The 13,001-nt window shown below is 71.7% G+C and carries 12 protein-coding genes; 3 read left to right on the top strand and 9 right to left on the bottom strand.

Annotated elements, in window-relative coordinates:
* Positions 1 to 10: 10 nt before the first annotated feature.
* Positions 11 to 1,006, bottom strand: coding sequence for a stage II sporulation protein M (locus ACRAWB_RS01260; RefSeq protein WP_431351701.1), 996 nt, complete (start codon positions 1,004 to 1,006; stop codon positions 11 to 13).
* A gap of 17 nt (positions 1,007 to 1,023) precedes the next feature.
* On the opposite strand from ACRAWB_RS01260, the gene ACRAWB_RS01255 reads away from it, so the two are divergent.
* Together ACRAWB_RS01255 and ACRAWB_RS01250 are read left to right on the top strand one after the other, a co-directional pair.
* Positions 1,024 to 1,863: an RDD family protein gene (locus tag ACRAWB_RS01255; protein ID WP_431351700.1), complete on the top strand. Its 840-nt coding sequence runs from the start codon at positions 1,024 to 1,026 to the stop codon at positions 1,861 to 1,863.
* A gap of 34 nt (positions 1,864 to 1,897) precedes the next feature.
* Positions 1,898 to 2,575: a cyclase family protein gene (locus tag ACRAWB_RS01250; RefSeq protein ID WP_431351699.1), complete on the top strand. Its 678-nt coding sequence runs from the start codon at positions 1,898 to 1,900 to the stop codon at positions 2,573 to 2,575.
* Between the two features lies 1 nt (position 2,576).
* Here ACRAWB_RS01250 and ACRAWB_RS01245 read toward each other — a convergent pair whose 3' ends face one another.
* From ACRAWB_RS01245 to ACRAWB_RS01230, 4 genes are read right to left on the bottom strand one after another with little or no spacing between them, the layout of a single operon-like run.
* Positions 2,577 to 3,128: a GNAT family N-acetyltransferase gene (locus tag ACRAWB_RS01245; RefSeq protein ID WP_431351698.1), complete on the bottom strand. Its 552-nt coding sequence runs from the start codon at positions 3,126 to 3,128 to the stop codon at positions 2,577 to 2,579.
* Complete coding sequence (gene ahcY / locus ACRAWB_RS01240) at positions 3,128 to 4,606, bottom strand: adenosylhomocysteinase (RefSeq protein ID WP_431351697.1); 1,479 nt, start codon at positions 4,604 to 4,606, stop codon at positions 3,128 to 3,130. The genes ACRAWB_RS01245 and ahcY overlap by 1 nt, the downstream gene beginning before the upstream one ends.
* Positions 4,607 to 4,639: 33 nt before the next feature.
* Positions 4,640 to 6,064 carry a phosphomannomutase/phosphoglucomutase gene (locus ACRAWB_RS01235; RefSeq protein WP_431351696.1) on the bottom strand — a complete coding sequence of 475 codons (1,425 nt, stop codon included), beginning with the start codon at positions 6,062 to 6,064 and terminating at the stop codon, positions 4,640 to 4,642.
* A gap of 28 nt (positions 6,065 to 6,092) precedes the next feature.
* Positions 6,093 to 6,299, bottom strand: coding sequence for a DUF3499 family protein (locus tag ACRAWB_RS01230; protein ID WP_064111176.1), 207 nt, complete (start codon positions 6,297 to 6,299; stop codon positions 6,093 to 6,095).
* Between the two features lie 42 nt (positions 6,300 to 6,341).
* On the opposite strand from ACRAWB_RS01230, the gene ACRAWB_RS01225 reads away from it, so the two are divergent.
* Positions 6,342 to 6,785, top strand: a complete 444-nt coding sequence (locus tag ACRAWB_RS01225; RefSeq protein WP_363807702.1) for a metallopeptidase family protein — start codon at positions 6,342 to 6,344, stop codon at positions 6,783 to 6,785.
* A 19-nt stretch (positions 6,786 to 6,804) separates the two neighbouring features.
* Here ACRAWB_RS01225 and ACRAWB_RS01220 read toward each other — a convergent pair whose 3' ends face one another.
* From ACRAWB_RS01220 to galE, 4 genes are all read right to left on the bottom strand, one after another.
* Positions 6,805 to 8,235, bottom strand: a complete 1,431-nt coding sequence (locus tag ACRAWB_RS01220; protein ID WP_431351695.1) for a DUF5719 family protein — start codon at positions 8,233 to 8,235, stop codon at positions 6,805 to 6,807.
* The gene (locus ACRAWB_RS01215) at positions 8,228 to 11,404 is read right to left on the bottom strand and encodes a glycosyltransferase (RefSeq protein ID WP_431351694.1); all 3,177 of its coding nucleotides are present in this window, start codon (positions 11,402 to 11,404) and stop codon (positions 8,228 to 8,230) included. The genes ACRAWB_RS01220 and ACRAWB_RS01215 overlap by 8 nt, the downstream gene beginning before the upstream one ends.
* 81 nt (positions 11,405 to 11,485) lie before the next feature.
* Positions 11,486 to 11,809: a WhiB family transcriptional regulator gene (locus ACRAWB_RS01210; RefSeq protein WP_082889078.1), complete on the bottom strand. Its 324-nt coding sequence runs from the start codon at positions 11,807 to 11,809 to the stop codon at positions 11,486 to 11,488.
* Positions 11,810 to 11,995: 186 nt separating this feature from the next.
* Positions 11,996 to 12,958 carry a UDP-glucose 4-epimerase GalE gene (gene galE / locus ACRAWB_RS01205; protein ID WP_431351693.1) on the bottom strand — a complete coding sequence of 321 codons (963 nt, stop codon included), beginning with the start codon at positions 12,956 to 12,958 and terminating at the stop codon, positions 11,996 to 11,998.
* Between the last annotated feature and the right edge of the window lie 43 nt (positions 12,959 to 13,001).

Raw genomic sequence — 13,001 nt, 5'->3', positions numbered from 1 at the left:
CGACACCGCCTCACCCGGCGATGATGCGCCGCGTCCCCGCTTCGTACTCCGTGAGGTCGCCCGTCTCGCCCGCGCGCACGGCCCGTCGGCCGAGAACCAGCATGTAGGCGAGGAACGCGGCCAGGGCGAGCGCGCCGATGCCGATCTTCGCCCAGACCGGCAGCCCCGACGGCGTCACGAAGCCTTCGATGAGACCCGAGACGAACAGCGAGATGGCGCAGCCGACGGCGACCGTGAAGAGCGCACGGCCGTCCTCGGCGAGCGCCTGACCGCGGGTGCGGGCACCGGGTGCGACCCACGCCCAGAAGATGCGGAGGCCGGCGGCCGCGGCGACGAAGACGCTCGTCAGCTCGAGCAGGCCGTGCGGGACGATGTACGAGAACAGCACGTCGCCGCGACCGTAGGCGAACATCACGCCGGCCGCGGTGCCGACGCCGACCGCGTTCTGGATGAGCACGTAGGGCACGTAGAGACCGGTGATGCCGAACGCGATGCACTGCGCGGCGATCCAGGCGTTGTTGGTCCACACCTGGCCGGCGAAAGAGGCGGCGGGGTTGTTGGAGTAGTAGTCGATGAAGTCGTGCTCGACGTAGCGGCGCAGGTTCGCGTCGTCGCCGAGGTTGCGGAGAACGTCGGGGTTGCCCGTGATCCAGAGCGCGTACAGCGTCGCGATGACGACGGTGGCGAGCGCGACGGCCAGCACGATCCAGCGGAGGCGGTACAGCGCGGCGGGCAGCTGCAGCACGAAGAAGCGCGGCAGTTGCGCGAACAGGTTGGCGCCGGCGCCGGTGAAGCGGAGCCGGGCGTTCGACAGCGCGAGGGAGAGCCGGTCGCCGGCGGCGGTGGCCCCCGCGCTGGTCTGCATGGCCGACAGATCGGCCGCTCCGGACTGATAGAGGTCGATCAGGCGGTCGGCCTCAGCCCCGTCGAGACGTCGCTTCGCGGCCAGCCGGGAAAGCTCCTCCCAGTCGGCGCTGCGCGCGGCGGTGTAGGCGTCGAGGTCCATCTGCTTAGATGATATCTATGATGCAGGCGGGGCCGGGGAGCGCGTCGCAGGACGACCGCGAGCTGGTCACCGGCGAGGCCGTCGCGCTCGACGTGAAGCCCGCCAGCTACATCCTCCGGGCGGCCGGCTGCATCATCGACTGGCTCGTGTCCATGCTCGTCATGTTCGGCTGCATCCTGCTCCTCGCGGCTACCGGGGGCGGCCTGGACCAGGCCCTCGCCCGCGCGCTGATCGTGCTCATCCTCGTGTTCGGGATGGTGGTGCTGCCGACCACGGTCGAGCTCGTCTCCCGCGGGCGGTCGCTCGGCAAGCTCGCCGTCGGAGCGCGGATCGTGCGCGACGACGGCGGCGCCATCGGGTTCCGCCACTCCTTCATCCGCGCCCTCGTCGGCGTCCTCGAGATCTTCATGACGGTGGGCGCGGTCGCGGCGCTCACAGGGCTGCTCAATACCCGGTCGAAACGGCTCGGCGATCTGCTGGCGGGCACGTACAGCCAGCTCGTGCGCGTCCCGAAGCCGACGCCGCTGCCGCTCTACCTCGCGCCGCACCTGACGACGTGGGCGGCGACCGCGGACGTCGCCCGGCTCCCGGACCGGCTCTCGCGCCGGATCGCGCAGTTCATCCGGCAGGCGCCTGACCTCACGCCCGCCGCCCGCCTCGGGCTCAGCGCCGAGCTGGCCCGCGAGGCTGCGCCGTATGTCTCGCCCCTTCCGCCGGTCGACGCCGAGACGTTCCTCGTCGCCGTAGCCGTGCTGCGACGGGAGCGGGACGCCCGCGGCCTCGCGTTGGAGCAGCAGCGGCTGGAGCGGCTGGAGCCGGTGCTCGGCACGCTGCCGCACGGTTTCCCCGAGCGCTGAGCCGCCCGCCGACCGCCCCGAACGAAGGAGCACCATGACCGCACGACGCATCGTCGACCTCAGTCACCCGATCCGGGCGGGTCTGGTGACGTATCCGGGCCTCCCCGCCCCGGTGATCACGCCGCACCTGACCCGGGAGGCGTCCCGTGACGTGTACGCGCCGGGCACGGAGTTCGCGATGGACGTCATCACGATGATCGGCAACACAGGCACGTACCTCGACAGCCCGTTCCACCGCTACGCGGACGGGCCCGACCTCGCCGGGCTCGACCTGGCGACCTTGGTCGGCCTCCCGGCCCGGGTGGTCGACTGGAGCGACGGCGAGCGGGACGCGCGCGGCATCCCCGCCTCGGCCGTCGCCGGCGTCGGCGAGCCCGGCGGCGCCGTGCTGCTGCGCACGGGATGGGATGCGCACTTCGGCACCCCGGCGTATGCGACCGGTGCCCCCTTCCTCACCGAGGAGGGAGCACAGGCCCTGGTGGACGCTGGCGTCGCCCTGGTCGGCATCGACTCGCTCAACATCGACGACACCGAGGGCGGTGGCACGCGTCCCGCGCACAGCATCCTGCTCGCCGGGGGCATCCACGTCGTCGAGCACCTGACCCGGCTCGGCGAGCTCCCGGAGCGCGGTGCCCGCTTCACCGCCGCTCCCCCGGCGATCGAGGGCTTCGGCACCTTCCCGGTGCGCGCGTTCGCGGAACTGCCCGACTGACTCAGTCGTGCAGGATGCGCTGGAACAGGACGTGGTCCTGCCAGCGGCCGGCGATCTGCAGGTACTTCGGGGCGACGCCGATGCGCTCGAACCCGGCGCGGGTCAGCACGGACTGCGAAGCGTGGTTGGCGAGCAGCGTCGCGGCCTGGATGCGGTGCAGCCCGTACTGGTCCCGGGAGGCCTCGATCACCGCGGTGAGGGCCGCCGACGCCAGCCCGCGGCCGGTGTGGTCGCGATCGAGCCAGTAACCGACCGTCGCCGACTGGAAGGCACCGCGGACGATTCCGCTGAGCGTCATCCCGCCGGCGATCTCGCCGCCGTCGACGAGCACCAAGGGCAGGGTGGCGTCCATCTCGCGCAGGGCCAGCAGCTCACGCGTCTGCGACAGCTGACCGCCCTCGGTGAAGAAGTCCTCGGTGCGGGTCGGATCCCACGGCGCGAGGTGCCCGCGGTTGCGCTGATAGGCGGCGGCGAGCGCCGCGGCGTCCTGCTCCTTCCGGACCCGGAGGATCAGGCCGCCGGGCAGCTCCCGGTCGGCGAACTCGAGCACCATCAGTAGCGGTAGTGGTCGACCTTGTAGGGGCCGTCGACCGGCACGCCGATGTAGGCCGCCTGCTCCTCCGTCAGCGTGGTCAGCTCGACGCCGAGGGCGTCGAGGTGCAGCCGCGCGACCTTCTCGTCGAGGTGCTTCGGCAGCACGTACACGCCGATGGGATAGTTCTCGGTCGAGACGTACAGCTCCAGCTGGGCGAGCACCTGGTTGGTGAACGAATTGCTCATGACGAAGCTGGGGTGGCCGGTGGCGTTGCCCAGGTTCATCAGGCGGCCCTCCGAGAGCACCAGGATGCTGCGGCCGGTCGGCAGGCGCCACTCGTGCACCTGCGGCTTGATCTCGACCTTCTCCGCACCTTCCAGGGACTCGAGCGAGGCCATGTCGATCTCGTTGTCGAAGTGGCCGACGTTGGCGACGATCGCCAGGTGCTTGAGCCCGAGGAGGTGGTCGAGGGTGACCACGTTGAGGTTGCCCGTGCCGGTGATGAGGATGTCGACCTGGTCGATCACCGACTCCAGGCGCGCGACCTGGTAGCCGTCCATCGCGGCCTGCAGCGCGTTGATCGGGTCGACCTCGCTGACGATGACGCGCGCGCCCTGGCCGCGCAGCGCCTCCGCTGCGCCCTTGCCCACGTCCCCGTAGCCGGCCACGAAGGCGACCTTGCCGCCGATGAGCACGTCGGTGGCGCGGTTGAGGCCGTCCGGCAGCGAGTGACGGATGCCGTACTTGTTATCGAACTTGCTCTTGGTGACCGAGTCGTTGACGTTGATCGCCGGGAACAGCAGCTGTCCGGCCTTCGCCAGCTCGTAGAGGCGGTGGACGCCGGTGGTGGTCTCCTCGGTGACGCCCAGGATGTCGTCGGAGATGCGCGTCCAGCGGTCCTTCGACTCGGCGAGCGAGGCACGGAGGGCGGCGAGGATGACGCGGTACTCGTGGCTGTCGCCCGGCGCGTTCTCCGGGACGGCGCCGGCGAGCTCGAACTCGCGGCCCTTGTGGACGAGGAGGGTGGCGTCGCCGCCGTCGTCGAGGATCAGGTTCGGGCCGAGGTAGTCGGCGCCGTCGGCCGCGGCCTCCGCGGACCAGTCGAAGATCTGCTGGGTGCACCACCAGTACTCCTCCAGCGTCTCGCCCTTCCAGGCGAACACGGGGACGCCGGCGGGCGCCTCGGGGGTGCCGGTCGGGCCGACGGCGATCGCCGCGGCCGCTTCGTCCTGCGTGGAGAAGATGTTGCAGCTGGCCCAGCGGACGCGCGCGCCGAGCGCGACCAGCGTCTCGATGAGCACAGCGGTCTGCACGGTCATGTGCAGGGAGCCGGCGATGCGGGCGCCGGCGAGCGGCTGGGAGTCGCCGAACTCGGCGCGCAGGGCCATGAGGCCCGGCATCTCGTTCTCGGCGAGGCGGATCTGGTGACGTCCCGCTTCGGCGAGGGACAGGTCGGCGACCTTGAAGGGCAGGGCGGTCGAAGTGGGAGCTGGCATGTTGTTTATTCTCGCATGCCCTCCCGGAGTGGGTCAGGCGCGGATGAGCGCCAGCACCTCGTCCCGGATGCGCGCCATCGTCGCCTGGTCCCCCGCCTCGACGTTCAGCCGGAGCAGCGGCTCGGTGTTGGACGGGCGCACCGAGAACCACCAGAACGTCTCGTCCTGCCCGACGCGGCCGGTGACCGTGAGGCCGTCCAGCTCGTCGAAGTCCGCGCGGTTCGAGAACGCCTCCACGATGCGGGTGAACGCTGCGGGCACGTCGTCCACGGTCGAGTTGATCTCCCCGGACATCGCATAGGGCGTGTACTTCGCCGCCAGTTCGGACAGCGGACGATCCTGCGAGCCGAACTCGGCGAGCAGGTGCATGGCCGCGAGCATCCCGTTGTCGGCGCTCCAGAAGTCGCGGAAGTAGTAGTGCGCGGAGTGCTCGCCGCCGAACACCGCGCCCGAGCGGCGCATGGCGTCTTTGATGAGCGTGTGGCCGACACGCGTCCGCAGCGGGACCGCGCCCGCCGCCTCGATCGTCTCCGGGACGATGTTGGACGTGATCAGGTTGTGGATGACCGTGATCTCGGCGTCCGGATCTTCGGCCCGCGCCCGCGCGATCTCGCGAAGGGCCACGATCGCCGCCACCGCGGAGGGCGTGACCGCCGAGCCGCGCTCGTCCACGACGAAGCAGCGGTCGGCGTCGCCGTCGAAGGCGAGCCCGAGGTCGGCGCCGTGCTCGACGACCGCGCGCTGCAGGTCGACGAGGTTCTTCGGCTCCAGCGGGTTGGCCTCGTGGTTCGGGAAGGTGCCGTCGAGCTCGAAGTAGAGCGGGATGACCGTGATCGGCAGCGCAGGAAGCCCCGCCGCCTCCTCCAGCACCGCCGGCACGGTCAGGCCGCCCATGCCGTTCCCCGCGTCCACCACGATCGTGATCGGCCGGATCCCGCTCAGGTCGACGAGCGAACGCAAATAGGCCGCATAGCGGTCGAGGACGTCCTCCTCGCGGAAGGTCCCCGGACGCTCCACCGCCGGGATGCCGTCGCGCAGATACGCGTCGGCACGGTCGCGGACGGCACGGAGCCCGGTGTCCATGCTCAGGCCCTGCGCGCCGGCACGGGACAGCTTGATGCCGTTGTACGTCGGCGGGTTGTGGCTGGCGGTGAACATCGCCGCGGGCGCCTCCAGGTAGCCGGAGGCGAAGTACGACTCGTCGGTCGAGCACAGCCCGATGGAGACGACGTCGGCGCCGCGCGCCTGCGCGCCGCGCGCGAAGGCCGCCGCGAAGGACGGGGACGAGTCGCGCATGTCATGGCCGACGATGACGTCGCTCCCGGCAGCCTCCACCTCGTCCACGAACGCGGCGGCGATGGCCTCGACCACGTCCTCAGCGAGGTCCTTGCCCACCAATCCGCGGATGTCGTAGGTCTTGACGACGGACTGCAGGCGCGGGTCGCTGGGGGTGCTCATGGCCCTAACCTACCGCGAGGCGCGCTCGTCAGTCGGTCACGCCGACGTGGCGGACGATCTGCCAGCCCTGCGGAGCGGACAGCCGCTCGGCGTGGATGGCGCACAGGTCGTACGAGTGCGGCTCGTGCGACAGGCTCAGCGGCCCGATGACGGCCATGGAGTCGGCGTACACGTACGTGAGCGTCTGCACGGCGTCGCGCGGACACGCGACACGGGAACAGGGACGGCTCAACATCGGGGACAGAATAGCGGTTCGCGGCGGAAGTAGGATGGCGACATGCCCCGCAACCGCCGCACCAGCAGTCAGACCCCGGCGACCAGCCGCTGGCGTAGCAGGCACGGCCGCGGCGCCCGCGGGCCCGTGACCGGCCCGCACCTGCCGATGCTGCAGAACCGGATCGACTTCTTCGACATGACCGTCGCGTCCACCGCCGACTACCTCAAGGGCATCTGGCCGGAGGAGCTGTCGAACGTGCACTTCGAGGTCGCGGCGACGCCGATCGGCAACTCCGGCGCCGACGGGGTCGACCGCTGGCGGGTGGACGCGTCCCGCCGCCGCATCGTGCTGTACCGCGTCCCGATCCAGCGCCTGACCAAGCTGCACCGGGACGACGAGCTGCACCGCCGCATGTACATCGAGGGATGCGTCTTCCGCGCGGTCGCCGAACTGCTCGGCAAGGACCCGTGGGACCTGGCACCGGACCGCTACCGCCACTTCTGACGCGGGCGTCGCCTGGGCGTCAGTTCGGGTAGACCGTGATGGGCGCCGCGAGCGGGCCTGGCGGCGCGAGCACGAAGCTGCTCGCGCGTCCGTCGGCCGAGAGGCTGACGCTGCCGGTGAGGTCCGTCGCGCCGGTCACCCGGTAGGTGCCGGGGGCGACCTTCACCTGCGCGCCACCCTCGGCGGGGACGGTGAGCTTGGTCGGCGTGCCGCCTCCGCGCGCCCCCTCGATCGTGACCGTCTTGTCGTCGTCGCCGGCGTTGGCGAAGTGCAGGGTGGCGGAGGCGCCGGAGGGCACCGCTGCGACCAGCTCCTTCTGCAGCGGACGCGCCGACGAGAACCAGGCGAAGTCCCGGGTCTTCGAGCCGATCACGGTCGTGCGCACCGCCGCCACCACGGGAACGTCGGAGTTGACGGTGACGGTGTAGTTGCCGTCCTTGAGGTTGTCCAGCGGCAGCTCGGCGACCGTGCCGGCCTTGAGGGTGGTGGCGTACGAGTTGCCCGCCGCCGTGCCCGCCTCGCCGACCGCGCCGACGGTGACCTTCGCGTCGGCGTCGCCGGGCACGAGGAGCCGGACGACGGGGAAGTCGACGCTCACGCCCTCCGCCGACTGCGCGCTCTGCACGGCGTTCATGGACGCGATGGTGACGCCGGGGATGATCTGCTGGCGTCCGGGCAGGCCGGTCGCTCCGGCGAGCTCCGCTCCGCGCGGCTGGATGCCCTGCTCGTAGCTCTGCTGCAAAGAGGCGACGACCTCGCCGCCGCTCGTCGTGACGCGGACGACCGGCGCTGACGCGGACGGCGCGAGCCCGGCCAGCGGGACGACCTTCTGGGATCCGGCGGGCACGACGATGCCCGTCGCCCCGGGGGCGCTGACGACACCGGACTCGGTGTAGATCGTCAAATCGACGGTGGCGTCCACCTCGCTCGCGTTGGACAGGAGCACGAGGCTGGTCTGGCCGAGGGATGTGGAGCCGGCGACCAGCCAGGTGTCGGCGCTCGGCTCGGCGCAGGCGGCGGCGGCGAGGCCGGCGAGGTCTTCCGTCGACGCCGTCTGGGACTGCGCGGCCGCGAACAGCGGCGGCGCAGTCGCCCCCTGCGGAGTCCTCATGGAGACCAGCTGCGGCGCCTGATCGGCGGAGTCGCTGTCGGCGTCGGGCTTCAGACCGCGCACCTCGGCGTCCTGGCTGCTGGCCGCGTAGTCCGGGGTCCCGACAGCGCTGGGCCGGGTGGCGGCGCCCGCGTCGGCTGCCAGCGCGAGCAGCGGGCCCGGGCAGACGCGCTGCTGGTCCGCGGCGACGGGGGTGACGGTCTTCGCGGGCACGCCGATGGCGACGTCCTGCAGCGGAAGGAGCGTGGTCCCGGCGATGACGACCACGGCCACGCCGACGCCCACGAGGCCGCCGACGGCGCGCATGCCGATGCGCGCGATACCCGTGCGGTCAGCCACGGTCGCCTCCCTCGAATCGGACGCGGGGACGGATGATGGTCTCCTCCAGGCCGTCCTCGAGCGTGGTCGGGCCGGGCGGGGTGGTCACGCGCTCCTCCTGGCGGTCGTGGGGGCGGTCGAGGTCGGGATCGGGTTCGTAGGCGGGTGCGGGCTCCGGCTCGGGCTCGGGGGCCGGCTCCGGCGCGGGCACGTCCTCCTCCTCCGCCGACTCCACGACGGCCTCGCCTTCCGGCTCGGCCTCGTACTCGCCCAGCGTCTCGGCGGCGACGCCGTCGGACGCATCCGCGGGCCGGTCTGGCTCGTCGTCGGGCTCGACCGCGCGCTCCTTCACCGTCCGGCGCGGGCGGCGGGCGGACAGCTCCGACACCCGGTCGGCCGACCGCGTGGTCGGGATGGCGAGCAGCAGCGTCACGCCGATGATCAGACCCTGCACGACCAGGATGAGGACGCGCCACCATCCGCCCGCATCGGCCGGGACCTGCGCGGCCGCGGGCACATCGGCTGCGCCACGGTCGAACGCCCACAGCCGCCCGGTGCCGGTCGAGCCGACGGGTGCGAGGAGCGGGTTGGCATCCATCGCAACGGATGCGCGGCTGCGCGTCGCGTCGGCGGTCGTCGTATCCGTGGAATCGATGGCCGTCGCCGACGGCGTCAGCAGGACGAAGTCGATGCCGAGACGCTTCAGTTCGCCCGAGGCGTCGTAGCCGCTGCGCGAGGAGAGGTTGCCGGCGAGGGTCGCAAGGTCCTGCTGCGCCGGCGAGAGGCCGCGCTCGGTGTCCGCGAGGGTCGACTGGTCGTCGAGCGTCTGACCGCTCCCGCGGACGATGTCGGCGCGGATTCCGCCGTCGGGCTGCGGGACGATCCGCAGCGTCCCGGTGCGCGGCGCTGTGGCGGCCTTCGCAGTGACCACCGCGGGCAGCGTGCGTCCGTCGCTCTCGGCGACCTGGGCGTGGCCGTTAAGCGTCGCGATGCCGACCGGGACGGAGGCGACGGCGAGGGTCACAATCGCAACCCAGGCCGGGTAGACGGCCGCGCGTCCGAGGGCCGAGAGGGCGAGCACGGCCGCCCCGACGAGTCCCAGCCAGTACAGGCTGAGCGCGCTGCCCGGCCAGATCGGCACCGCCGTGCCGCCCGCGACGGCCAGCTGGAGGTGCAGCGCGGCCACTGCGGTCAGGAAGCCGGCGAGGGCCACGAGCAGCGCGATGATGGCGCGCACCGTCCCGCGCAGGAACAGCGCCAGGAGGGCCAGGATGCCGAGCGGCGCCAGCAGGATCGGCACCAGGATGTTCGCCGATGCCGTCGACAGGTGGAGCGCCTGGGCGACCGCGTGCCAGCCGCCAAGCGTGCCATCGGGGAAGCCCAGCGCGAGCTGCCAGGCCGGCGTCTGTCGCGCATCCAGCGGGACGCCCGGATCGGCGAGGATCGACAGCCATGCGCCGCGCGAGATCTGCTCCCAGGCCAGCGGAGCGAACAGCACGACCGCGGGCAGCGGGATGAGCGCGATGCGGGCGACGCGGCGGCCGGCGAAGGCGATGGCGGCAATCCACGCGACCACCAGGGCCGGGATGAGGATGGGCGCGCACGCGACCGTGGCGGCGGCGAGCAGTGCGGTGGTGGCGCTGGCCGCCCAGGACCGTCGCGCGGCGAGCCCGGCGAAGAACAGCCACGGCAGCAGGATGTGCGCGAGCACCGCCGCAGGGCGACCGCCCTGCAGAGCGACGAGCAGCATCGGCGCAAGGGCGTAGGCGAGCGCGCCGACCGTACGGAGCACGCCACGGTTCGTCAGGCGCGCGGCTGCCAGCCAGGCGCCCAGCGCGGCGAGAGGCAGCGCGAGAAGCCAGAGCAGCACGAGCGAAAGCGACGGCTGCCAGAACGTGAGCGTGCCGAGCACCGCGAGCACGGCCGAGAAGGGATCGGCGGCCCCCGTGAAGCCGAGGCTCACGTCCCTCCAGCCGTATCCGAGGTTCGCCCAGAGCTGGCCGACCGAGGCGTCGAGCGGCAGCAGTCCCCCACCGCTCAGCGCGCCGGAGCCGATGAGCGGGAAGAACAGGGCGACGCCGATCACCAGGGCGGTGAGCACCGCCCATCCCCCACCGGTGCCGAAGAAGTCGAGGTCCTGCCGTTCGCCCTGCAGCTGCACGGTCGCCGCCTCGCGTTTGAGCGCGCGGGCGCGACGCACCTCGGCGAAGGGGATGCGCAGCGGCGCGACGGCGGCCCAGCCGACCTCGCGCGCCGACGCCAGCCTGCGCCGGGCGTTGCCGACCGCCATGCCGGAGAACGCGACGCGGAACGCCGCCCCCAGCTCGCCGCCGATCGACCCCGGCTCCTTGCGCAGCAGCCGCAGCAGGCCACGCAGGATGCCCAGTGGCACGAGAGTGAGCCAGTGCAGCGGCACCGCCCACCCGGGCGCGTAGGCCATGCGGCGGTGCAGCTGAGCGCGACGCCGCTCCCCGGAGAGGCGACGGCGCACCGTCCACTTCGGGCTGAGATTCGGCCCGGCGAGCCCGTCGCCCGCGAGCGCGACTCTGGCCGTCGCGACGAGCGTGACGCGGAAGCCGGCGAGGCGGGCGCGGGTGCAGAAGTCGAGGCCGTCGTCGATGGTCGGGAGTGCGGGGTCGAAGCCGTCCAGCCGCTCCCAGAGCGCCTGGCGCACCAGCATCCCGGCGCTGGAGACGGCAAGCACGTCGCTGAGACCGTCGTGCTGGGCCTGATCGAGTTCGTTCTCGACCAGCGGCACCGAGGCGCCGAACGGCGTCATCGCCTCGCCGAACTCGCGGATGAACGCCGGGTCGTCCCAGTCGACGAGCTTGGGTCCGACGATCGCGACGGAGGGCGACACCTCGAGAGCGGCGAGCAGAGACTCGAGCGCCTGCGGCTCCGGCGCGGTGTCCTGTGCCAGCAGCCAGAGCAGCTGCTCGGAGCCGTCGACGGGAGGGAGGACGCGAACGGCTGCAGCGACGGAGGCGCCGAACGGCAGCTTCTCGGGGAGGGAGATCAGCTGGGTGGGCTGGGCCTCGGCCAGGAGCCGGGCGGCGTCGTCGGTGGAAGCGCAGTCGACGGCGATCACGGCGTCCGGTCGTCGGGTCTGCTCCGCGAGGGCGTCGAGAGTGCGCTGCAGGTGGGCGCCGCCGCTCTGGGCGACGACGATGGCGGTGACTCTCGGATACATCGGGAGTCAGCCTAGGTCGGGGTCGCGCCGAATGCGTCTTTGCACCGGGCGCGGCGCGCCATTGCGGTCAATCGGTCGCGGTCAGCCGGCGCGCTTGCGGAGCTTGCGGCGCTCGCGTTCGGAGAGGCCGCCCCAGATCCCGAAGCGCTCGTCGTTGGCGAGTGCGTACTCCAGGCACTGGGCCCGCACCTCGCACGAGGTGCAGATGCGCTTGGCGTCGCGCGTCGAGCCGCCCTTCTCCGGGAAGAAGGCCTCCGGGTCGGTCTGCGCGCACAGCGCGTCGGACTGCCAGGACAGCGGGTTGTCGTCGTCGACGTCGGCTGACCGGACTCCGGGGACTCCGAGCGTGATCGGGTCGACGAACCAGTCGTCGGGTACACCCGCACGATATTCGGGAACTGGCATATCGGTCTCCCCACCCATGAACTGCTGAAACACGAGATTCCCGTGTGCCTTAATTACACCGTTGTCATTCGCTTCCGTCAAGTCGCGAATCGTAAAGCCTTGACCGCTGGTCGAGAGTTCGCGACGCGCCGGAGAACGACAACAATCGCGACACGCCCGAACCGGAACCGCTCGGCCGGAGGGGTGTCAGGACGCCGCCTGGCGCGCTTCCCAGGCGCTGCGCACCATCTCGTCGAGGGTGTGACGCATCTTCCAGTCGAGATCGCGCGCGGCGAGCTCTCCTGAGGCCACGATCCTCGCCGGGTCGCCCGGCCGTCGAGGCCCCACTTCTGGGGTGAAGGGAATTCCGGTCACTTCGGCCACCGTGTCCATGATCTGGCGGACGCTGACCCCGTCGCCGCTCCCCAGGTTGTAGACGGGCTCGATCTGCTCGTGCGCATCCAGACGCTTGGCCGCCGCGACGTGCGAGACCGCGAGATCGGCGACGTGGATGTAGTCGCGCACGCACGTGCCGTCCGGCGTCGGGTAATCGGTGCCGTTGATCCGGGGAGTGCGTCCCTCGGCGAGCGCGTCGAAGACGAGCGGGAAGAGGTTGTGCGGGCTGGTGTCGCGCAGGCTCACGTCGCCGGAGCCCACGACGTTGAAGTAGCGGAGGGAGGTGTGGCGCAGCGCGGCGGCGACACCCTGGTCGCGGAGCAGCCATTCCCCGATCAGCTTGGACTCGCCGTACGGCGACTCGGGGTTCTTCGGAGTGGACTCGGTGACGATGTCGACGTCCGGCGTGCCGTACACCGCGGCGGACGACGAGAAGACGATGGCGTCGACCCCCGCATCCTGCATCGCGGCGAGCAGGACGGCGGTGCCGGTGACGTTCTGCTCGTACGTGTGCAACGGCCGCTGCACGGAGACGCCCGCGTACTTGAAGCCGGCGACGTGCACGACACCCGTGATCGGGTTCTCGGCGAAGATCCGCGACAGCAGCTCGCCGTCCAGGATGGTGCCCCGGTAGAAGGGGACGCCCGCCGGCACGAACTCCTCGTGCCCGCTCGACAGGTCGTCGACCACGACGACGTCGATGCCCTCCTGACGGAACGCACGCACCACGTGCGCCCCGATGTAGCCTGCTCCTCCGGTCACCAACCACGCCACGGGCGAACCTCCTGTGTTCGACGGAGCTTCAACCCTATCGGGA

Origin of the sequence: Leifsonia poae (assembly GCF_050632865.1) — a bacterium.
Classification (GTDB): domain Bacteria; phylum Actinomycetota; class Actinomycetes; order Actinomycetales; family Microbacteriaceae; genus Leifsonia; species Leifsonia poae_B.
This window is presented reverse-complemented; position numbering and strand designations above follow the sequence as displayed.